This window comes from Paraburkholderia sp. MM5477-R1, from assembly GCF_050436385.1.
Taxonomy (GTDB): Bacteria; Pseudomonadota; Gammaproteobacteria; order Burkholderiales; family Burkholderiaceae; genus Paraburkholderia; species Paraburkholderia tuberum.
This window is the reverse complement of record NZ_JBNDMC010000005.1, coordinates 620,765-641,332: the sequence shown is the minus strand read 5'-3', so window position 1 is coordinate 641,332 and position 20,568 is coordinate 620,765. Positions and strand designations below refer to the sequence as shown.

Annotated in this window: 16 protein-coding genes and 1 pseudogene; 10 read left to right on the top strand and 7 right to left on the bottom strand. The window is 60.0% G+C overall.

Going from position 1 to position 20,568, the window contains the following annotated elements:
* Nucleotides 1-86: 86 nt before the first annotated feature.
* Nucleotides 87-1,466: a hypothetical protein gene (locus OKW35_RS15270; protein ID WP_429552465.1), complete on the bottom strand. Its 1,380-nt coding sequence runs from the start codon at nucleotides 1,464-1,466 to the stop codon at nucleotides 87-89.
* 54 nt (nucleotides 1,467-1,520) lie between these two features.
* On the opposite strand from OKW35_RS15270, the gene OKW35_RS15265 reads away from it, so the two are divergent.
* Nucleotides 1,521-1,712, top strand: coding sequence for a hypothetical protein (locus OKW35_RS15265; RefSeq protein ID WP_143037330.1), 192 nt, complete (start codon nucleotides 1,521-1,523; stop codon nucleotides 1,710-1,712).
* A 160-nt stretch (nucleotides 1,713-1,872) separates the two neighbouring features.
* Nucleotides 1,873-2,142 (top strand): hypothetical protein, encoded by a 270-nt coding sequence (locus tag OKW35_RS15260; protein ID WP_429354955.1) that lies wholly within the window; start codon nucleotides 1,873-1,875, stop codon nucleotides 2,140-2,142.
* Nucleotides 2,143-2,607: 465 nt separating this feature from the next.
* Here OKW35_RS15260 and OKW35_RS15255 read toward each other — a convergent pair whose 3' ends face one another.
* Nucleotides 2,608-3,057, bottom strand: coding sequence for a hypothetical protein (locus OKW35_RS15255; protein WP_429552464.1), 450 nt, complete (start codon nucleotides 3,055-3,057; stop codon nucleotides 2,608-2,610).
* A 353-nt stretch (nucleotides 3,058-3,410) separates the two neighbouring features.
* Here OKW35_RS15255 and OKW35_RS15250 point away from each other — a divergent pair, with 353 nt between their 5' ends.
* From OKW35_RS15250 to OKW35_RS15235, 4 genes are all read left to right on the top strand, one after another.
* Nucleotides 3,411-3,758 carry a hypothetical protein gene (locus tag OKW35_RS15250; protein ID WP_090812171.1) on the top strand — a complete coding sequence of 116 codons (348 nt, stop codon included), beginning with the start codon at nucleotides 3,411-3,413 and terminating at the stop codon, nucleotides 3,756-3,758.
* 58 nt (nucleotides 3,759-3,816) lie between these two features.
* Nucleotides 3,817-4,095: a hypothetical protein gene (locus OKW35_RS15245; RefSeq protein ID WP_429354953.1), complete on the top strand. Its 279-nt coding sequence runs from the start codon at nucleotides 3,817-3,819 to the stop codon at nucleotides 4,093-4,095.
* A gap of 1,541 nt (nucleotides 4,096-5,636) precedes the next feature.
* Nucleotides 5,637-7,499: a hybrid sensor histidine kinase/response regulator gene (locus tag OKW35_RS15240; protein WP_429552463.1), complete on the top strand. Its 1,863-nt coding sequence runs from the start codon at nucleotides 5,637-5,639 to the stop codon at nucleotides 7,497-7,499.
* Between the two features lie 305 nt (nucleotides 7,500-7,804).
* The gene (locus OKW35_RS15235; protein WP_184061688.1) at nucleotides 7,805-8,554 is read left to right on the top strand and encodes a response regulator transcription factor; all 750 of its coding nucleotides are present in this window, start codon (nucleotides 7,805-7,807) and stop codon (nucleotides 8,552-8,554) included.
* A 1,888-nt stretch (nucleotides 8,555-10,442) separates the two neighbouring features.
* Here the strand turns inward: OKW35_RS15235 and OKW35_RS15230 are convergent.
* The 3 genes and pseudogenes from OKW35_RS15230 to OKW35_RS15220 form a co-directional block, all read right to left on the bottom strand.
* Nucleotides 10,443-10,745 (bottom strand): hypothetical protein, encoded by a 303-nt coding sequence (locus OKW35_RS15230; protein ID WP_429552462.1) that lies wholly within the window; start codon nucleotides 10,743-10,745, stop codon nucleotides 10,443-10,445.
* A 1,080-nt stretch (nucleotides 10,746-11,825) separates the two neighbouring features.
* Nucleotides 11,826-12,793, bottom strand: a pseudogene (locus tag OKW35_RS15225) (pyridoxal-phosphate dependent enzyme).
* Nucleotides 12,794-12,833: 40 nt separating this feature from the next.
* On the bottom strand, nucleotides 12,834-14,636 hold the full coding sequence (locus tag OKW35_RS15220) for a cytochrome P450 (protein WP_429552461.1): 1,803 nt from the start codon (nucleotides 14,634-14,636) through the stop codon (nucleotides 12,834-12,836).
* Nucleotides 14,637-15,630: 994 nt separating this feature from the next.
* Here OKW35_RS15220 and OKW35_RS15215 point away from each other — a divergent pair.
* The 4 genes from OKW35_RS15215 (at nucleotide 15,631) to OKW35_RS15200 (ending at nucleotide 19,750) form a co-directional block, all read left to right on the top strand.
* Nucleotides 15,631-16,782 carry an acyl-CoA dehydrogenase family protein gene (locus tag OKW35_RS15215; RefSeq protein ID WP_090812173.1) on the top strand — a complete coding sequence of 384 codons (1,152 nt, stop codon included), beginning with the start codon at nucleotides 15,631-15,633 and terminating at the stop codon, nucleotides 16,780-16,782.
* Nucleotides 16,783-16,790: 8 nt separating this feature from the next.
* On the top strand, nucleotides 16,791-18,365 hold the full coding sequence (locus OKW35_RS15210; protein WP_429354951.1) for an acyl CoA:acetate/3-ketoacid CoA transferase: 1,575 nt from the start codon (nucleotides 16,791-16,793) through the stop codon (nucleotides 18,363-18,365).
* On the top strand, nucleotides 18,362-18,814 hold the full coding sequence (locus OKW35_RS15205) for a MaoC family dehydratase (protein WP_429354950.1): 453 nt from the start codon (nucleotides 18,362-18,364) through the stop codon (nucleotides 18,812-18,814). The genes OKW35_RS15210 and OKW35_RS15205 overlap by 4 nt, the downstream gene beginning before the upstream one ends.
* Nucleotides 18,815-18,904: 90 nt before the next feature.
* Nucleotides 18,905-19,750 (top strand): ABC transporter substrate-binding protein, encoded by an 846-nt coding sequence (locus OKW35_RS15200; protein ID WP_429354949.1) that lies wholly within the window; start codon nucleotides 18,905-18,907, stop codon nucleotides 19,748-19,750.
* Between the two features lie 48 nt (nucleotides 19,751-19,798).
* Here the strand turns inward: OKW35_RS15200 and OKW35_RS15195 are convergent, their stop codons facing one another.
* Nucleotides 19,799-20,119 (bottom strand): DUF4286 family protein, encoded by a 321-nt coding sequence (locus OKW35_RS15195; RefSeq protein WP_090812590.1) that lies wholly within the window; start codon nucleotides 20,117-20,119, stop codon nucleotides 19,799-19,801.
* 10 nt (nucleotides 20,120-20,129) lie between these two features.
* Nucleotides 20,130-20,567 (bottom strand): MaoC family dehydratase, encoded by a 438-nt coding sequence (locus tag OKW35_RS15190; protein WP_090812177.1) that lies wholly within the window; start codon nucleotides 20,565-20,567, stop codon nucleotides 20,130-20,132.
* Nucleotide 20,568: the final 1 nt, after the last annotated feature.

The window sequence follows — 20,568 nt, the reverse complement described above, 5'->3', positions numbered from 1 at the left end:
GCGATCATTCGCCCGCACCGTTGCCGGGCTCGGCCGATGTGCTTCCTGCGTCATTGCAGATCAGCTCATGGCACGCTACTACCGCCTCATAACAGCACTGCCTGCTGCAAAAGCTCCAGCGCTTTGAGTTCGTCCAATCGGCCCGTGCGTGCCTTGCCTGCCAGCGTCTTGAGCAATGCCTCCGCGATCGGTGCAATGCCGTGAAGATGGTCCAGGCTCGTCACGGACGGGGATAGCGACTCGCGCAATTGCGGAGGTGTTGCGGGGGCCGCGAGCGACTCAGCGGTTGCCGCCGTGGCTGCCGCCGGTTCACCATCACTTTCGCCAGATTTGCGACCGGCAGGCTCGTCAGGAGCATCAGCGACATGATGCGGCTGGCTGACGACGATCGTCGCTTTCTCTGAGGCATCGGCAGAACCGGACGCGCGGTCTTTCGCCCCGGTCCGAACGTCCGCCCGCGAGCGCCTCGCGTTCGCCGTCGCATCGGCGGGGTTCGCCGATGCGCGATCTTCCGTTGCGGCCGCGAGTGGCTCCTTCTGTTCAACGGATGCACGGCCGCGCGCGGCGGGCGTGAGCAAACGCGACACCGACTGCGGGATGTCGGCTTCCGAACGCGGCGTGTCCAGCCAGCCAGCTGGCAAACCAAGTCGTTCGGTGAAACGGTTTGCTTCAACACTGTCGAGCCGTTTTTTGCCATACAGCCGGTGGGCCATGTTGGATCCGCTCATCTTCATGACCACACCGAGTCTTGCTTTCGATCCGTTACGAGCCGTCAAAACAAGGAGGTTCGCGCGTCGAATTTTCTCTACGTCACCGCTGTCGTCTAACGCCAGTGGTCGCTGTTGGTTTCCCCCGACAGATGTCCTGGGTTTCGAAGGTAAACCTTTTCGCGGCGCACGTGGGGCAGGCGATTCGGCCATCTGGCTTCGACTGTTTCTGACGGCCCTGGGCGAGTCGCCCGTTGCTTTTTTCGGCATCTGCGCTTTCCCCGACAAACTGTCTTCAGGATATGGTTGCTGGCCGCCGTGAACGGCGGAAGGCGGCATGGGTGTTTGCGACACTGCCTCGGGTTCGTCGTCGGTCCGGACGAAATCGAGCGGTGATTTCAGGCGGGCGATGGTTTCGGGCGCAAGCGCAGGATTGGGCTGGTCAAAGAAACCGTGAGGCAATCCAAGCGTGGTTTCCATGTGAAAGGCGGTCTCGGGCGTGAACCTTTCACCCTTCGTCAGCTCGGCCACTCGCGCCATGTTCGATCCCAGTCCCAGCGCGATATTCTCCGCGCCTACCGTATCCACCAGAAACTGGAACGATCGTGTCTTGAAAATGGAGGCAGTGTGGGCAGAGTCCCGGGGAGGTGCATTGACGTACGGCGGTTTCGGCCGGTTCGGCTGGGACTGTTTGACGTGACGAGGTTGGCGCTGGCCGCTGTCCCGAGATCCCGCATATCGTCCGCGGGTTTGACTCATATAGTAGGGCTCCATGCGATCACTGGTGTGCTGAGTGCGATTATAGATGACGTGATGCTGGCATTGGATGCCGAACGACGCGATAGCGCGAAAACAGACGGGGGGAATCCGGCCATAGTGTGGTACTGGTTAACGTCCGCGCTCTCCGGTCGCGATCCGGTGATGCTGGCCTGCGAAGCAATGCACAGTCAGCCTTTTGCCGGTCACACGAAATCGTCAGATATCAGGCAGGCGATGGAAGACTGATGCGCCGGCTCTCTCTCGTTCAACGCAAAGCGCGGCCGGCGGTTGATGCGTCGGTGGTTAGCGAACCGGGGCTGGTCAGTCTGCCCCTCGAAAGTCCGGCCGAACATCTGCTGGCCAGAATGATTCGGTTTGCCAGGCATTTCTCGCGAACGTGCCATCAGTGATGCACGAGATCTGCCGATCTCCGAAGCACCGGGGCAGCGCATACACCACCTTGCCGATTCGCATCGCCGGTATCGATCAATCGATCAATCGGGAAAGCCTGCTCGCCGGTCGGCGCGGTTATTTTCTCGCTTTGCATTTCGCGAGGACCTGCATTCAGACAATGCGGGTCCTCGTATCACGAAGAACGGAGAGTTTCTGTGCTGCAATGTCGGCGCTAGCCATTGATGACAGCGTCCATCGAGTGGCGGATGTCGCCAATGCCTGACGCAAGTCCCAAGGGAAGAGGTCGCGATAGTGACACTTAGTGACGCTGCCTGCGTCATCACGAATGCGCCCGACAGAACGTGAGGTGCTGACTACGTATGGATCTGACCGCTTCGATCCGGGGACTGACACACGCGGCACCACTTTGCCTGCCGGCGTATCTGCGGCCAGCTCAACGCGGCTTCACCTCTTAACCTCGTCCTCCGAGTCGTCCGGCGGGCGGTAGGGCACCTTCACCGTAGCGCTGCCAGACGGCGTTGGCAACGCATGTCACCCCCGCCGCGCCGATAGCTCTGTATAGCCTTCGTGCGGTCCTGGGTAACGCTCTTCTCTTCGGCACCCCACGGCGCCCTCCCAGTAAAGCCCGAGATTGTATCCTGAGGCCTTGTGGCCCAGCGTGATGGCCTGCTCGTAGAGCGTGAGCGCGCGGCTCGTATCGACCGGCATGCCCCGCCCAAGGCGTGCGCTATCGGCCAGCGCTGCAGCGGCCATGCCGCGAAGATGGCCGTCCGCGGGTCTCATCCTTCATCACGTCTTCGAAGATCGCATTACCTCTCTCAAGGTCCGCCTCGCCTCCGGTTGGTGTGACGAGAGAAATGGCCATTGCCATCCGCCAGGCGGGATGCCGGTTAGCACCAATGCACTCAAGCAACCAGCGGCCGAGATGCGGCGCACGACTGAGCGTGCTGGTGAGAAGAGCATTGGCGATCGCGGCGAGCGACTCGGGCGACAGAAACCCGGTCTTGTTTGCCGCAATGACGTGACGGGAAAACTTCTCGACATCCAGAGTAGGGTCAGCGAGGCGCAACTGATGCCATTCACGCTCGATCGTTCCTACCCAGCTTTGCATTTGCATGGTGAGCAACACGTTGGTGAGGAATGCACCTGATTCTAGCTCACCTTTCGTGGAATGCAACTTTCTGAGTTCGTGCGTCCCGTTTGCATGCGTTCGCCAGATGGAGGGTTGCCACCGTTTCCCCGTCTCAGTCAGATGACGATTCTGAGCAAAGCTTCAATCTTTGTGCTGTGATCCAGCGGGGCGGTGAGTCGTGCACAGAGTTACGAAGCGTTGGCAGGCACTGGTGCCTCCTGCAACATCAAGGCGGTGGCGCAGACCGTAGTGGATTACCAGGCATGGATGGCGACGGTATTCATATCGCGACTTGTGGCAAGATCCGAACCGGATGGCAGAGACGGGTTCGCGAGCCCATAGGCAAGTCTGTTTGCCAGCCTGCTTCGCACGACGTTGGAGAAGGAGACTGTCCCACGATGGCTGATGCATTTGAACTCGTTGCCCTGGCGTTGCCCGGCGACGTCGCCCCCGAGTCACTGCCCGCCATCGTCCGCCAGTTCGTCGCGGATTGCTGGATGAGCCGCAGCCAGTTGATCGCCCGCGCCCGGCGCCTTGCGCTGCGGCCGTCGCTGCGCGCCTATCGCCCGAGCGCGCCGGGAGACATCGGACACTTTGCGCTCACACTTATGGCGGGCGCGCAGACCGTGTCCCTGATCGCGCATTTACGCCGCGTCGCACAGCGGCGCGCATCCGCACGCAATCGCAACGCGGCCACCGCCTCGCGACCGCCCGCGCGCGATCCGCGTCAGACGTCGCTGTTCTGAAAGGGCGCCGAACTCGACGACCTTCATCGAATGGGGTGCCACGCAGGTGCGCGAGTTCATGAGCACGATCGAGGCCACGACGCAAAAAATCTACGGCGGGCTTCTGCGCGATGCCGCGCACGGTCGCGTGCCGCTGGCGGCGAGGCACGTCGACGATCAGACTGGGGACGCCGTCCGCAACTTGTCGGAAGACAATTGGTTGCCGGGATTCGACGCTAGTCGGGAGGATCACCCTGGCTCCACACTCCCCATGCGGATGACCCCTGTTTCAAGCTTCATCCTGTCTTCACGAAAAGAGGCTCTTTTGCCCGTCTGTTTGCGTAAAAGCGGGTTCTAGCATGGGCGTATTCTTTCACACGTCACGAAACAACAGGCGTGATCGGGGTAGCGAGGAGAAGAGCGCGGCCCCGCGGCTTCGATATTGCCGCGGGGAATGCGTCGACTATTCGCCCAGCCACGAAACCGAGCAACCTCGTTGGTGCACGGTAGCGGACCTTTCCATGCTTCATCGGTTACGCAAACAAACGCACCCGGGTAAGGGTGGCAAAGCCGGTGACGGAAGACCGCCGGATGGCCGTAACTCTTTGTCAGCAGCGTGTGCACGTCCTCTCACGGACGGTCCCCGGCAACAGGGGTGCGCACGCCGATTGACAACGGTTCTGGTCTCTCAGATCTCTCGAAGTGCGCGCCACCTCCCGGCTAGTCGGTCGAACAACAAGTAATCGAGGAGCGACCATCAACCAGATGTTAAGTCAGCACTGCAGATGATGCTACGGAGTCGCTGGCAAATTTCGATCCGGCGAGTGGCATCCAACGCGTTGGCGCCTCACTACCTCGCGCAGCGGAAGCTACGGTTCATTCGATACCCACGAGAGCGCACCGCGCTTTTCATTAGCCGTGTTGATCGCATTGATTGCAGCGGACGACGTTTCTATCCCATTCTGTGCGGTGTGCAGCTTATGACACCTGGCCAGGTGATGACATCGGCTTCGCAACGGATAGGCCAGCTCGCATCTACCTGGGGGACCAGTTCGGCCGGTAAGTGGACACGTCCGTTAGAAGCGCACTCCAGCGTGCTGCCGGTGTTGGATGCCGAGGGTCTGTCGCGCGTGGTCTCAGCTCTGCGGCAAGGCAAACGTTGGCGAACTGCATCCCGACGATGTAGCCGCATGGCGCGAGGCTGAGGATGAGTGTCCCGTTTCCGCGCGCTGTCGAGTCGCTATGATAAGGCGTCGGTGCCGAGGACACCGACGTCGTGTTGTCGGCCATTCCCGACATTCAGGTATCGCATCTGTCAGGCAGCTACGAGTCGCTTTGCCGACGTTCGCACTTCGGCGGCGGCCAGCGTCTGCTGCCACTGCAACCGAATGCGTACTTGCGACCCACAACTGCCTGTCGGCTCGACACGCCCCCAATGGCCGTTTGCGAGGTGCAACGGCCGCTCAATCTCGCGGGTCGCACGGCAGGTCGATCGGCATTGCTGCCACTGGGACCGTTGGGCTCTACGTCAGCAACGTGGCAGATTGCTGACGGTGGTGGTATTGAGCCCCTGTTTTCACGAGAATCTCCTTTAACGAGCGTTGCCGTAACGTCCGGTTGCGATGAGGCGAGGCAAACGCCCGAACCGCCTCAAGAACAAAAATAATGCGAATGAAAGTCCGGAAGAAGAGGCCGTACCGAGGCGATGACAGTTACGAAGAAAGCGCATTTCTCGTTTGCCGGCCCGGAACCGAGTCTGGAAACGTAGGCGTTCCTGGGCGGGCAGGCGCATCGAGACCGCTACATTTGTGTGTATGACTCTGGATGGCGGCCTGCTATTCTGTTTGAATTGCACGCTGCCCTATCCGCGGACGGCGAATTTCCTGATCGAGCGTCGTCATGAGATCGTCAGGCCTCACGGTGCGCAGGTTCAGATCGGCGGCTCAGGAACGCGCGTTCCGGATGGACTATGCGCGGCGCTTCTTCGGACAGCGCAGGCTCGCCATCACAATCTTCACCGTGCTGTGGGTCGTGTTTTCCGTCCACGACCTCGGGCGATTAGACATACTCGATCCCGCCCACTTGCACCACAAAGAACTCTGTGTCCTGAGAATCGCCGGGACGATCGGCATGACGGTGCCCGTTCTGTTGTGGAGCCGACACGCACTCGACGAGCGCTGGAGCGTCGGGCTGCTCAGTGTCTGGACGCTCAGTTGCTGGTTCGCGGTCCTGAGAATGGTACAGATCTATCCGGGCGACCTGGCCTGGCGGGAGGCCTATCCGATCCTCACGTTTGCCCTTTTCATGATATTCATGGCCTTCCGGCTTCGAGTGATTACGGCGGCGTGGCTGGTCGGCCTATGCGTCGTCAGTTATCTGGTGATGCTCTATCTCAAGCCCGATGGCCAGAGCGTCGGCGCGCGCATGGAGTCGGTGATCGCGCACGCCACGATGGTGCCGATGATGTATATCGTCGGTTTGCTCGTCAGTATCCCGCTGGAACGTGCCGCGAGGCGCGAATTCATGTACCGGCGCACCTTGCGCGCGGCCAAGGCGCGCGTCGAAGCGGCTTCGCGCGTGGTCAACGAGCAGAACCGACGCATGCAAGAGCTCGTCATGGAGAAAGAGCGATTCTTTTCATCGGCGTATCACGACATCCAGCAGCCTCTGGCCGCAATCAACCTTTTCATCCGAAGCGCCCGGACGAGGATCAGGGACGGATACGCCGTGGATCGCGAGCTCGATGTCGTCGAGGAGACCGCGTCCGACATCCTCGACATGTTCAAGGACATTCAGGACTACAGCGAGCTGGGCTCATATGTTCCCCATGTCGTACCGGTCGACACCCACGGCCTATTGACCGAGGTCTTCGAGCAGTACCGGGAGACGGCCCGATTGCGTGGCATCGATCTAAGGATCGCGGGACGGCGAGGCTACCCCCCGTCTATCGCGACCGACCGGTCGCTCTTCAAGCGGGCTGTATCGAATCTCGTATCGAACGCGATCAAGAACACATCATCGGGTGGCGTTGTGCTTGGCTGGGTGCAACTGAATGAACGGCTGCGCATCGATGTATGGGATACCGGCATCGGCATTGCGCCCGCACATCGCGACGCGATCTTCTCCGAGTACTATCAGATCAACAATCCGGGGCGCGACCGTTCGAAAGGACTGGGACTGGGGCTGTCGATCGTGCAGCGTGCGATCCATATCCTGCCGGGACATGGCATGAGTCTCGCGTCCGTGGAAGGGCGCGGATCCCGATTTTCGCTTTACGCGACGGTTTCGGCATCCGCCCCGACAGTCGGCGAAAATGCTCAGGATGGCGACGTCTGCATGCCCGATCTCGCTGGCACGTTCATGCTCCTGTGCGACGATGAACCTACCGTGCTCGAAGGCCTGAGGCGTCTTTTCTCGAGCGCGGGCGCGCTCGTGCACGCCGCCGAGTCGATGGCTGGATTCGAAGCCGTCCTTGCCGATGACAGCCGCATTCCCGATCTCATCGTCGCCGATATTCGTCTGCGCGAGGGAGTAACCGGCAAGGAGGTTGCTGATCGGCTCAGGCGTCATTTCGCGTGGGCCGGCGTGATTCCCGTCGCATTTATCACCGGCGAGCTGCTGTCCGATCACATCCTTCGCGACTTTCCCGAACCGTTCGTGCTATTGCGCAAGTCCTCCGCCCCGAAAGACCTGCTGGCCGAGATCAGCCGGTTCGTGACCGCTCGACGGAAGGTGAATCTCGATCTCGCGAACGATCAGTGACTGAAAGCGTCCCGAGCGTAACGCCCTTCTCTGCCAGCATCACGGTGAGTGCTGCGCGGCGCCGCAACTTGAAGTATGCGAACAGATGACTGATGTATTGGCCCATGCAAGGCCCGGTGGTCCCCTTGATACGCTCGATTCGTCTAATGGTGGATGAAAACCGCCACTTTTCAGGCGGCGCCATGTAGATCCACCGCTAGTGTGTACTATCTGACCTGGGACATCGGACGATCACTGTCGATTGAACCCTCCTCCGATGTGTGTAATCGCAGCCTGGCTCGAATACGATTCCGGGAGACGATGGAATGCGCGTACTGATCGTCGACGACCATGAGCTGTTCAGAGCCGGATTGGCGCTTCTACTGACGGAACTCTTTCCGAACATCGAGTTGCTGCACGCGAGCACGTTGTCGCAGGGTTTGAATCATGCGCTTTGTGACCTCCTGAACATCGTTTTTCTCGATCTCGACCTGCCCGATGGCAACGGTTGCAACGCGCTTGCCGAATTGAAGGAATCGCGACCGTCCTTACCGGTGATCGTGATATCGGCCGATGAGCGAGTGGAAACCATCAGTCGATGCATCCAACTTCGCGCCATGGGATACGTGCCCAAATCGTCGCCGCCTGAAGCGCTTCGTGCGGCGATAAGCGCGGTGCTTGCGGGGGGCGTATTCCTACCAGCCTCCAGCATCGCCAGCCTCAGTCGTGAGATGGACACTGATGAGACTCCGGCAAATGGACCTGAGGATCGTGAGCCGCGCGTTAAATCGGAAACGAGCAATGCATCCGAGCTGGGACTCACACCGAGAGAGTTCGAAACGTTGGCGTGGCTGGTGCGCGGACTTCCGTCCAAGGCCATTGCCCTGAGAATGGGCCTCGAGGACATTACGGTACGGAAATACATCAGTCATCTGCTTGCGCATTTCAATCTCCGGCGCCGTACGGAACTCATCGTCATGCTGGCGAATAGCGGGATCAAGCTCGGCGTCCCGCCGGTCACGGATCCGGCGCTTGACCGAAGACTACCGGCTGCTGGGGGACAATCAACCGACTGACTTCAGGCAGCGTGCTTTCTGGAGTGGAAGACTTGCTTAACAGCACGATGCACAACGCCTCGTGCGTGGCCGCAGCGCGAAAAAAAAGCAAAATAACAAGTCGCTATCCCTACTAACAGCCACAAATGTATCAGCCAGGTGACGCGCGCTCGCCCAGCGCCTGACCACTTCAGGAACGAGCTGCGTCGGGAGGCGAGTATCCGACATGTCACCGGGATCGGACGATAACAGTGCATACATCTTCCGCCGACGATTGCTGTCGACCGCCTACGCATGTGCGTTGCGACGGCGTTTCGCCTGACCAAGAATGAGTATGACAGCAGCGCAGAGGGTGCATTCGGCGAGTGTACCCAGAGCGGTTGGTCGTCGTGAAGAGCTGAACCGGCCTTGGCTCGTGCGACGACTGCTGCAGGTCGACATGAAGTGAACAGGCTGATTGCTTTAACTCCAACGAGCCCTCTCACGAAACCTTATCAATCAATCACCACCGGTGTTGCGGCTCGTGCGCGACACGCTCGATGCGCGTGGACTTCGAGCTCGGGGCACGCAAATAACGAATCGCATGAATGGAAAATTCAACGTACACAAAGGAACCAGCATGAAATCACCACTGATAGTCGCATCCGCCGTCGTGCTGTTTGCCGTGGCCGGTGTTGCCCATTCGCAAGGCACACCGGAAGCGTCTCAACCCGCCCCGCAAGAAAGCGCCGCAACACAAGCCGCTGACCCGAGTGCGGGGATGGAAGCATACGGCGGTACGCCCGACACACGGGTACAAGCCGGTGCAAAACATGCCAGACCGTGCCGGATGGATCCACAATGCAACGTTTTTTTTGGAGGGAGCTAACACCGATCTGACGGCGCGCGAGCCATGACTGGAAAGTGGTCCGGCTTACCGAGTTCGCTGTCACTCTTTCAGGTGGCGCCTCCTGAGAGGGGAGGCGCCACGACACGCGAGAGGCCCGACGGCGCTTCAGGAGCAAGTGGAAGGGGCGTCATAACGAGCATTTGGGCGGTCGCGAAGCTTGAGTTCGAAATCGCCGCGCCAGTTGCAGCTGGCAGGACGTCAGCGTGGTGCGGGCCACGGCCAACTCTTCTTCGCGTCAATTCAACCTTCGCGGGAACGCTCACTTAAGACGACGTCTGGGCCGCGCATTTCTGGAATTCCTTCCCCGGCCGCGAGTTCGGCGTCGCTAACGCAATCCATTGATGACGAAAGGTGAAGAAATGAAAGTGAAACCCTCGGCTGTAACCATCGTGCTATTCCTGCTCACCGCGGCCGGCGCTGCCTACTCTCAGGAAATGCAACCGTTAGACGCCACTAGCCACTCCTCCAGCCAGCAAGCAATAAATTCATCGCAGCGGGCGATGCCGACGGACGGCGACAGTCCGTGGGACCATGGAGCCCAACCTGGCGGACGAGATGGTTACGGCAAAGCCCGAGACGGTCAACCGTGCGTGGTCGGCCTGTCGTGCGATATCTATCAGGGTAGTTAACTTGGCGGCTGTGTCGCGATAAGCCAACTCGCTCTCTGAAACGACCGGGACGACCGATACGATTGATAAAAGAGATGCCGAATGGGTCGAAAGTGCGAGGGCACCGGTCGCGGAAGCTGCCGTCGGACTGCTCAACGCCGCCGCTGACGGCAATGCCCCTAGCTGACGCAGAACCGAACCCCGGTCCCACGTCGGCTATGGCCGACGAAGCAACATTCGCCTTCGCCAGTCGAATGACTGTTTACTGGGCGGACCCGACGTCTGAACGTCCGAGCGACGCGACGGGCGAATGACGCTTCCTGGCCGGCCTCTGCCGCTTGGGCGGTCGCGATATCGGTATGCTTGGTCCAGCGCAATTCCATTCGGCGTTGATCAGGTCGGCCGAGCGCCTTTACTCGCCCTTGCGTGCACCGAAGAGCGGCAGCATCCAGAATGGTTTGAGCCACTGCGCCCAAAGGGGCGCGGCCTCATGCGGAATGCCCCGTTCGGCGTTCGACGGCTCGCGAGCGAGCAGTTGTACAAGTGTTGCTTCCGCTATCCGGCGCCCCTCCGCAAAGCCCATAAAAGCCGGCACCAGCGCGTTGAGTGCAATCGGATCCGCGAGCAGCCCACGCAATGTCTGCTCGTCCATCGCTTCGAGCTGCAGTTCGTACTCGATTTGCAGCGTGCTTTGCAATTCGGCCAAAGTCAGCATGTCCACCTCCCGGTTGATCGACGAAAATGGTTCGAAGCTTCTTCGCGCATACCGCCTGCATAGCTCGCCATTGACGATCGGAAGCGGCCGCAGAGGTCTCCACCGTGCTGCCGCCCGAGCGCATGCGTGCTGCGTATCTGTTCCGTTGGTGCATAGTATGGCGCATTTGTGCAGAGCAGCAAATATCATTTTCATGCCGGGTCGCACCCAGTTGAAGAACGCTTTCTGATCAACATTCAAGGACTTACCCGCATACCGGTTCACAATGTTGAATCAAAAATGAGACTGCTGCAGCGCACACAAACACAATATGTCTTTTTCGACATTGTCCGGACCGCAACGGCTCCCCAACTGCGCCTCACCCGGTGCGGTTCACCTCAAATCCGCACAGTCGTACCTATTTACCTAACCTCCCTTTTGACCAGACGTGTGCGCGACAATCTACGGTATGTGAGGCAGGATACGCACTGAGCGGCAGTACCCGACATTTAACGAGGAGTATGGGGACGCTGAACGTGCAATCCTTAGCCATGTTCCAGGCCCGTCTACTCTCTGTTGAGTCTGGCTGCGAACTCTTTTCGAAGAACCCGTGGCGGCGAGCACCGATTTAACGTCGGCGGGAATACGTCGGCGGAAGCTTCACGTTGTTTGCTCAGATGGACCAAGCCCACGGACATCGAAGGGAAAACCGGGGAACCGATTTTCTCCGCATGCCGACAAGAGACCCTCCTCCCGCGATTGTCGGCGTTCATGCGCTGCTCGCCGACGCGCGCCTCAACCAGCTGACGCGTACCGACCCATTGGAGGCAGTCGGAGAACATTCACGACAGTCCGCTTGTCGGGCGACACCAGACCATTGCGGATGGTGAGAAAGTGAAGCAACGTATGCTGACAACCAAGATTATTCAGGGGCCGTCCTCATCCGAGCCATCGAAGCGCGGCCCACTCCGCAGGCGTCGTAACGGGCCGACAATCGCCTCACCGATCGGTCGCAAAGACGCCCAGTCCTGACGAAGTTCACTAGACAGACCGGTCTGCAGCCAGGATTGAAGCGAAAACGTCAATATCAATGCCGCCCCCTCAAAGGACCACGGCGACGCGTCTGCCAGCAAAGAATGGATGGTAGGCGGCCGCAAGCGCCGCTGCACCCGCGCCCTCCACCACGAGATGATTGTGTTTTGCTAACTGACGAATGCAATCGGCAGTTGCGTCGAGCGTCGATACAGCGACGCCGTCCACCATCGCGTTGAGGAGTGGCCAATTTGATTCCAGTACAGTCGAAACCCCAATGCTCGTGACGAAGGAATTGGCGTCGACAGGCACCGTGACAGGGCCGCCTGCTGCCAAAGCGGAACGCAGCGGCGTCGCAGCTTCGGTCTCGCATGCGTACACATCCGCGAGAGAGCTCCAACGCGCGCACGCCAGCGCGATGCCCAAGACCAGTCCTCCGCCGCCGAAAGGCACCAAAATTGCATCCACGTCTGGTAGATCTTCAAGAATTTCCTGCCCGATGGTTGCGTTGCCAACGATGACATCGCGACCCGAGCACGGATGAAGGAACGTTCCGTTTTCCTCCACCGGCTTTTCACCGCAGAGGATGGCCCACATTTTTCGAAACTGATTGCGACGACTTTCGCACCCAACTCGCGAAGCGCCGCAATTTTGCATTGCGAGGCGGTTTTCGTGACATAGACCCTCACGTCTGCCTGGCGTGCACGCGCCGCCTGCGTCAAGCCCAGTGCGAAATTCCCAGTGCTTGCCGTGTACACCCCCTTCGATAACTGAGTGGGCGTAAGGTTGGAAACCGCATTGAGTGAACAACGTACCTTGAACGATCCGCGCGGCTGCAAATTCTCTGGCTTGAGAAATATTGAGCGATCGTTACCCGGGGCCGCATGCGGAAGTAGGGGCGTGCGGACGATGTTCTTCCCGAGCGCGCGCGATGTTTGCTGGATATCCTCGCGAGTTACACCTGACAGAAAATCCGCTTCGGTTCCGCAGTGGGCTATGGGTGCCCGACGATTGTGCAAGATGTCGGGAAGCTCCATTTTTCGTTCCTCCTTTCATTATTGGTCAGTGCGGCAATGATCAGTGGCGTACGCTGAAATCGATACGCAAATTGCGGGGCATCATCGAGAATGCAAACACCTCTTCCACCGGAGCCATACCTTCGGATGCTGACAAGCGGAAGTTGCGGCACATCATTGCGATCGCGGATCGTATTTCGAGCAAGGCGAGACTCCGCCCCGGGCAAAGGCGGGGCCCGGACCCAAAGGGCACGAAACCAGCGCGATGACGGCTGGCGGCATCGGCGCCAGAGAGCCAGCGGTCGGGGGCGAATGCGTCAGCCTCTGAAGCACTTCTGTCCTCTAAGCCCTGGTAACGTGTTAGCAGCGCGATGACGGTTCCCTTCGGGATGTCAACGTCACCTATCAGGACGTCGCGATTGGCTTCGAGGCCTAGAACGGGTGCGACCGGTTTGAGTCGCATGGTCTCGTTGGCCACAGCATCGAGAAACGCAAGCCGATCAGTATCGCCAAGGTCTTCAAGTATGACCGCCTGTCCAACGACGGAGTCGACTTCCTCTTGCATCCTGCGCTGAACGTCGGGGTGACGACACATGAAATAGGTCATCCAGGCGATCGTGTTTGCCGTGGTATCCTCGCCGGCCAAAAGTATCGTAAATACATTCGCAAACACCTCGTCATCTGTTAATGAAGCCAAGCCGTCTTCTTGAGCAACTACCAATGCCTCCAAGAAGTTGGTCGGATGTGACGCAAGATCCTGTGACTGCGCAAGGCGTGCGCGACTGTCGCTGATAAATTCACTGACGATCTCGCGAAGCGCCTTTACAGCACGATCTAGCGCTCTGTCGTCGGGCAGTTTGAGGTAGTGCCAATAGGGAAACGGGGTGTTGATCCGATGATTGAGCATCGGAAATATCCGCTCGAGATGTTGCTGGATGACGTCACCCTCGCACTCAAGGGTGTTCATGTCGTACCCAAGCGTGAGGTTCGTCGTCACGTCTACCGTATAGCGCATCAGGTCCTTCTGAATATCAACAGATCGCTGTTCGCGAGCCGCTTTGTCCAGGCGGCGCCTCAGGCGCTCGGTCACTTTGCACAGCGTCGGGAAAAACGTTCGCAAATGCGCTGGGTCCAACGCTTGCGCGACCAACTGGCGTTGCCTTCTCCATGCCTCTCCTTCAGCGGAGAACACGCCGTTCATCCCAAGCTCCCTGGAGACGTCTTCAATTGCATCCCAGCGACGATAGGTTCTCGGCCGATCGCGCAGGATCTGATTGATCAGGTTAGGATCCGCAATAGCGACGAACGGTCGATGCATCAGCCTGTACGTATAGATGGGCCCAAAGTCGCGGCACCACTCCTCCAAGGTGAGATGCAGCCTCGTGGGATGTAACTGGAGTAAGTTACCCAAAATGGGGAGCCCCTTGGGGCCTGGAAGTTGTGCTAGCGAGCGGACTGGGCGCGGAGAGGCCGGCGACGATGGTTGACCAGCATTTACGTGCAATGCTTTCCACTTCTGCACCTCATCCCTATAAACGAGCACGTGAGCGCCATCGACCAGCGCGCTAAACTGCTTCAGACGGACACCCACGTGGCTGAGGGCGCAACCCGATGCACATTCAAACTGCCAGCCATGTCCTCGACAGGTCAGAACGCCGTCCTTTACCGAGCCTTCCGACAGCAGCGTGCCTTGGTGTGGACACCGGCCTTCGAAAATCGTAATCGCATCCGAATGCTTAATCACGACGAGTTCGACGCCTTCAACTTGTGCCGCGGTGACGCTATCCTCGACAAGTTCAGGCTTCTGCGCCGCGACAATTCTTTCCTGGTGACGCGGTTCACCTATATCAGTGCTTATATCCATTGCCCGCTCCTTCGCGCGAGCGCCTCGAACTACAGACGTTAGGCCAAAAAAAGTCCGTTCAGGAACTGCAGTACGGCCAGACACAATTGCGTGCAGCATCCGCTTGTTAACTGAGAGCGATCTATCGTGGAAGGGAGTTGGCGCGAACATACCAATGGGGGATGGCAGGGAAAGACGCAACCGTCACCCGGGTGCGTACGAACAGTAGGTCCGACCCTGCGTAGCGCCTCGCAGCGTGGACGCCGTACGTTCCGCGTGGTGTGTCACTGCGCGACGAGATCTAATCAAGAATGATAGATGCTATAGCGTGGCCGACAAGCCCCTTTTTCAGAGGCCTCGTTCGTATCGATCGAGACGTCCGGTCTGATGGCAATGCTACTGGACACTATGGTCAGATGATAGATGTGGCGGTGTTGCGTTCTCATTTGGCCGCGCTAGCGACTCATCAGGCGGCGTAGAAATAGAATGTGGGCAAGGAAAGGCAAAGGCGCGGGTCAGAGCTGCATCGTGTCGGGAGTTTGCTCTGCATGACTCTACGGGTCGCGCGCTTCGCAGCGACACGGTTGACGGACCGGTTCAGAACGTAAAGCGGACGGTCAAAACGCTTGTTTGAACGTCTCAAACTGGCCGGTTTGACCCGTTCGACAATGACATCACAAAGCTGACGCTGGCGTTGACCGATGGGTTTGAACGGTGACTTACGGAGACGTCGGCGAGCGAGTACAGTCGGCCAATTCCAGCCGTTCGCGGTCACTGAGAAGTGTCGTTCAGACGACGGCGTTACCGCTAGCAGCGGCCCTTGGCAGTCCCACGGCGCGACGGATTGCAACGGAGGCGCCAGGAGACGAAACAAGTTCGGATTCGCATTATTTCAAGTCTATAAGAGCAGTGAATACTCAACGTCACGTTTGCGATAACCGTCGTTTTTTGCTCCACCCATACTGCTATCGAATGCTCGTCATCACGACGAGGTCGCAAAGCAACGACGGGACCCATGCAACTATTTCTTTCCGAAGAGCAGACTTCGCTGCGCGATACCACGCGCCGTTTCGCCGAGCGCGAAGTGCTGAAACGCGCCGCCGCGATCGATCGAGAAGACCGCTTCGATCGCACCTTGTATCGGCAAATGGCCGAACTCGGCCTGTTCGGCATCAGCCTGCCCGAAGCGGGCGGCGGCGCGGGTCTCGATACCGTGTCCGTCTGCATCGCAATGGAAGAGCTGGCGCGCTGCTCCGGCAGCATCGGCAACGCGTTCGCCATTCCCGTGGAAGCGGCGCTCTTCCTGTATCAGCACGGCAGCGAGGCTCAGAAGGAACGCATCGCGGGATTGCTTGACGGCAGCATCGTCGCGGCGACCGCCGTGTCGGAACCCGACCACGGTTCCGATGTCGCCAGTCTCAAGACGACCGCGCGTCGCACGGCGGACGGCTACGTGCTCAACGGGGTCAAGGCGTGGGTCACGCTCGGCGGCGCCGCGGATTTCGTCCTGGTGTTCGCGCGCACGCCGATCGAAAAAGGCCAGGACGGGCATCATGCGATCAGTTGCTTTCTCGTCGATATGAACCTGCCCGGCATCAGGCGCGGTAAGTCTGAGGAACTGCTCGGCATGCACGGTCTGGAAGACTGCCAGATCGCGTTCGATAACGTGAAGCTCGCAGCCGATGCGCTCGTCGGCGTAGAACATCGCGCGTTCAAAATGGCGATGGCGAACTTCAACTTCAGCCGCCTACTGATGTCCGCGATGGCGCTCGGCATGGCGCAGGCCGCGTTCGAAGACGCGCAGGCGTACGCATCGACGCGGCGTCAGTTCGGCAGCCCGATCGCATCGTTTCAGGCGATCCAGTTCATGCTCGCCGATATGTCTACGGATATTGCGGCGTCGCGTCTCCTGATCCATCACGCGGCGCGCGTGCATGACGCGGGCTTGGCCATCGCGAAGGAAGCGGCGCACGCGAAGCTCTTCACCACCGACATGGCCATGCGCCACGTCTCCAACGCGCTGCAAATCCACGGCGGCAACGGCTACTCGCGCGAATATCGCGTCGAGCGTCTGTTCCGCGACGTGCGCCTCGCGCAGATTTTCGAAGGCACGAATCAGATCCAGCGCCTCATCATCGCGCGGCAGATCGAGAAAGAACGGACATAAGGCGCATTATGATCAAGTGCATAACGGCAAAGGAAGCCGCCGCGCTGATCCGCGACGGCGACATGCTGATGACGGGCGGCAACGGCGGATCGGGCGTGCCCGAAGCGATCTTCGAAGCGATCGAGGCGCGTCATCTGTCGGGCGACGGTCCGCGCGATCTCACGCTCTTTCATGTGACGGGCGTCGGCGCGGTGCACGAGAAAGGCTTGTGCCGGCTGGCGTATCCGGAGCTGGTCAGGCGCGTGATCGGCGGCAACTATGGCATGCAGATGCCGTTCATGCGGCTGATCCGCGCGAACCGCATCGAGGCGTACAACTTTCCGCAAGGCGTGATGGCGCAGATGTGCCGCGCGATGGCGGGCCGTCAGCCGGGTCTCGTGTCGCACGTCGGCCTGCGTACGTATGTCGATCCGCGCCAGGACGGTGGACGCATGAATGATTGCACGACGGAACCGCTCGTCGACCTGCTGCATGTCGCGGGCGGCGAGTATCTGTTCTATCGCGCGCCGGGCGTGCCGAATGTCGCGATCATTCGCGGCACCTCTGCGGATGAAGACGGCTACGTCAGCATGGAGCACGAAGCCACGACGCGCGAAGACCTGTCGATCGCGCAGGCGGTGCATAACGCGGGCGGCATCGTCATCTGTCAGGTGAAGCGCATCGTGCAGCGCGGCAGCGTCAATCCGCACATGATCAAGATCCCCGGCTTCCTGATTGATTACTTCGTCGTCGAGCCGGAGCAGCTGCAGACCTACACGACGCGTTACGACCCCGCGCGAAGTGGTGAGACGCGTCTGCCGGCATCGCGCATCGTGCCTGATGCACTAACCGCGCGACGCGTGATCGCGCGGCGTGCCGCCTTCGAGCTGCGGCTGAACGATGTCGTGAATCTCGGCGTCGGCGTCTCCGCGATGATCCCCAACGTCGCCGCCGAAGAAGGCATCTCCGACATGATGACGCTGACGGTCGAATCGGGTGTCGTCGGCGGAGTGCCGGGCCATACGCGTGAGTTCGGCACGGCGGTGAATCCGCGCATGATCCTTGACCAGGCCTATCAGTTCGATTTCTACGATGGCGGCGGCCTCACGTGCGCGTTCCTGTCGTTTGCACAGGTCGATGCGCGCGGCAATGTCAACGTCACACGCTTCGGCGAGCGCGCGGACGGCTCGGGCGGTTTCATCGACATCACGCAGAACAGCAAGCGGCTTGTGTTCAACGGCTCCCTGACGGGCGGCGAGCTTGATATCGGCGTGAGCGATGGCGAGCTGCAAATTCGCCGCGACGGCGCCTTCGACAAGTTCTTGCCGCGCGTCGATCAGGTCAGCTTCTCCGGCGAACTCGCGCGCGAACGCGGCCAGCACGTCAAGTTCGTGACGGACCGCGCGGTCTTCGATCTCGAAGCGGACGGACTCGTGCTGAAGGAAATCGCGCCGGGTGCGCGGCTGAAGGAAGACGTGCTCGATCGCATCGCGTTCGATGTGCGCGTGAGCGAAGACCTCAAACGGATGGACGCACGCATCTTCCGTCCCGGCCCGATGAATCTGCGCGACACGCTGATCGCACGCGAGGCATCGCCACGATGAAAACCGATCTCTATTTCGAAGACGTCGTGATTGACGAAGTGATGACCAGCCCCGCGCGCACCATCACGCCCGACGATATCGCGGCGTTCTGCGCGCTGACCGAGGATTTTCACCCGCTGCACACGGACGCAGAGTATGCGAAAAGCCGCGGCTTCTCCGGGCTGATCGCGCACGGGCTTTATGGCCTTGCGTTGATGGAAGGGCTCAAGACATCGATGAAGCTCTACGAGAACACGTCGATCGCGTCGCTCGGCTGGGACGCGGTGCGCTTCAGGCAACCGGTACTCGCGGGCGACACGGTGCGCGTGAGCTTCAACGTCATCGACAAGCGGCTCAGTTCGAAGCCGGGGCGCGGCGTGCTGACCGAAGCCGTGCGGCTCCTCAATCAGTGCGATGAAGTCGTGATCGATGCACGGCACGCCGCGCTGGTTCTCTCGCGCGATGCGTAAGCACGCGCGCCCCGACGCCTTCTCCCGCGCGCGACACGAAGACACGCGCGGAATGACGCATTCAAACGATCGCAAACAGGGATACGAAAAATGATCAGGCAACTCTTACTAGGCACGGCCATGCTAGGCGTGCTTTCGTGTTCGATGAACACGGCGAACGCGGCATCGGCCGCCTGCACGCCGAAGCTCGCGGCGTCGCATCTCGTCGCCTCGGGCAAGTTTCAGATGGCGATCAATCCGACCTTGCCGCCGCAGCAATACGTCGACGACAAAGGCCAGCTTCAGGGCCTGAACGTCGAACTCGGCCGCGCGATTGCGGAGAAGCTCTGTCTCGAACCGGTGTTCGTGCGCATGGACATGCCGCCGATGATTCCCGGCCTGCGCACCGGCCAGTTCGATGCGATTAACACCGGTCTGTTCTGGACCGAAGAGCGTTCCAAGATGCTGTACATGGTGCCATACGGACAACAGGCGCTAAGCATCTACACGCTGCCCGGCAGCACGTTCCAGCCAAAGAGTTTCGCGGACCTGTCGGGACATTCTGTGGGCGTGGAATTGTCGACGTATCAGGAGCGCAAGGCGCGCGAGGTCAACGCGAAGCTCGTCGCGGACGGCAAGAAGAGCATCGATTTCCGCACCTTCATGACCGTCACCGATACATCGGCGGCACTGCGCGCGCGTCAGCTCGAAGCGGGCATCAATATCGACGAGACGGCGACATCGCTCGCGGATCGCGGTATTGTGAAAATCTGGACCCATGGACTCGAAGGCACCGACATCACGTTCGCGATGCGCGACAAGGCGACCGCCGAAGCCGTCGCGCGGGCGCTTGCGGAACTCAAAAGCGATGGCACCTACGACAAGCTCTTCAGCAAGTTTCACATGACGCCCTTGAAGGCCGCGAGCTTCGGGATTCGCGGGCCGGGTCCGCAATAAAGCTGCATGAGTCAGGGCCGTTCTCGAAAGCGAACGGCCCTTTCTGCTTTAGATCGGCGCGAGACGCAGGCGCATGAAATTGCTCACGTGCGCTTCGAACTCCATGAAGCCCTTCACCGCGAGAAACTCGGGCGTTTCGTACGCCCAGTCGCCCGCGATCGTATAGACGGCGGCATAACGCGGACCATCGTCGATGGCGATGTAGCGCGCGCCCGTCAGCCAGCCGGGACAGCCGAGAATCGCCGGAAGATGCACGTCGACGTACCAGCGGTTGAACGCTTCGTCGTGCTCGGGCGCCACATCGATGCGCACGATATGAATGAACGGCCCGCTTGAATTCACGGGCAAACGGTCGGCGGAAAATTTCATCGAGTTCATCTCAAGCGGCGACGGGTTTCGGGCGCGGAAATTTCAGCGTCGCTTCGGCCTTCAGCACTTCGTTGCCTTCTTCGTTTGTGGCGCTCGCTTTCCAGACGGCGGTGCGCGTGTCGGGCTGCATTGCATCGATCCAGATGCGAAAGCGCAGCGTATCGCCGTAAAAGACCGGACCCGTGAACCAGAAGCGGTCTTCGATCGACACGCCCAGCGTGCCGACCAGTTCCGCCGTCAGCACGCTCGTGCAGATGCCCGCCACCAGAATGCCCGGCGCGAGCCGCTGGCCGAAGCGCGTCTTGCCCGCATAACCTTCGTCGACGTGAACCGGCCCGAAGTCGCCCGTCGCGGCGATGTACATGGCGCCATCGGCTTCGGTGATGGTCTTGCAGATGCTCACTTCGTCGCCGACGGAAAGCGAATCGAATGGCTTGATGTCGTACATG

Excerpts from the sequence above, each read along its gene's own strand:
- OKW35_RS15270 (WP_429552465.1), bottom strand. The coding sequence starts at position 1,466 with ATGAGTCAAACCCGCGGACGATATGCGGGATCTCGGGACAGCGGCCAG.
- OKW35_RS15265 (WP_143037330.1), top strand. The coding sequence starts at position 1,521 with ATGCTGGCATTGGATGCCGAACGACGCGATAGCGCGAAAACAGACGGG.
- OKW35_RS15250 (WP_090812171.1), top strand. The coding sequence starts at position 3,411 with ATGGCTGATGCATTTGAACTCGTTGCCCTGGCGTTGCCCGGCGACGTC.
- OKW35_RS15245 (WP_429354953.1), top strand. The coding sequence starts at position 3,817 with ATGAGCACGATCGAGGCCACGACGCAAAAAATCTACGGCGGGCTTCTG.
- OKW35_RS15240 (WP_429552463.1), top strand. The coding sequence starts at position 5,637 with ATGAGATCGTCAGGCCTCACGGTGCGCAGGTTCAGATCGGCGGCTCAG.
- OKW35_RS15235 (WP_184061688.1), top strand. The coding sequence starts at position 7,805 with ATGCGCGTACTGATCGTCGACGACCATGAGCTGTTCAGAGCCGGATTG.
- OKW35_RS15230 (WP_429552462.1), bottom strand. The coding sequence starts at position 10,745 with ATGCTGACTTTGGCCGAATTGCAAAGCACGCTGCAAATCGAGTACGAA.
- OKW35_RS15220 (WP_429552461.1), bottom strand. The coding sequence starts at position 14,636 with ATGGATATAAGCACTGATATAGGTGAACCGCGTCACCAGGAAAGAATT.
- OKW35_RS15215 (WP_090812173.1), top strand. The coding sequence starts at position 15,631 with ATGCAACTATTTCTTTCCGAAGAGCAGACTTCGCTGCGCGATACCACG.
- OKW35_RS15210 (WP_429354951.1), top strand. The coding sequence starts at position 16,791 with ATGATCAAGTGCATAACGGCAAAGGAAGCCGCCGCGCTGATCCGCGAC.
- OKW35_RS15205 (WP_429354950.1), top strand. The coding sequence starts at position 18,362 with ATGAAAACCGATCTCTATTTCGAAGACGTCGTGATTGACGAAGTGATG.
- OKW35_RS15200 (WP_429354949.1), top strand. The coding sequence starts at position 18,905 with ATGATCAGGCAACTCTTACTAGGCACGGCCATGCTAGGCGTGCTTTCG.
- OKW35_RS15195 (WP_090812590.1), bottom strand. The coding sequence starts at position 20,119 with ATGAAATTTTCCGCCGACCGTTTGCCCGTGAATTCAAGCGGGCCGTTC.
- OKW35_RS15190 (WP_090812177.1), bottom strand. The coding sequence starts at position 20,567 with ATGTACGACATCAAGCCATTCGATTCGCTTTCCGTCGGCGACGAAGTG.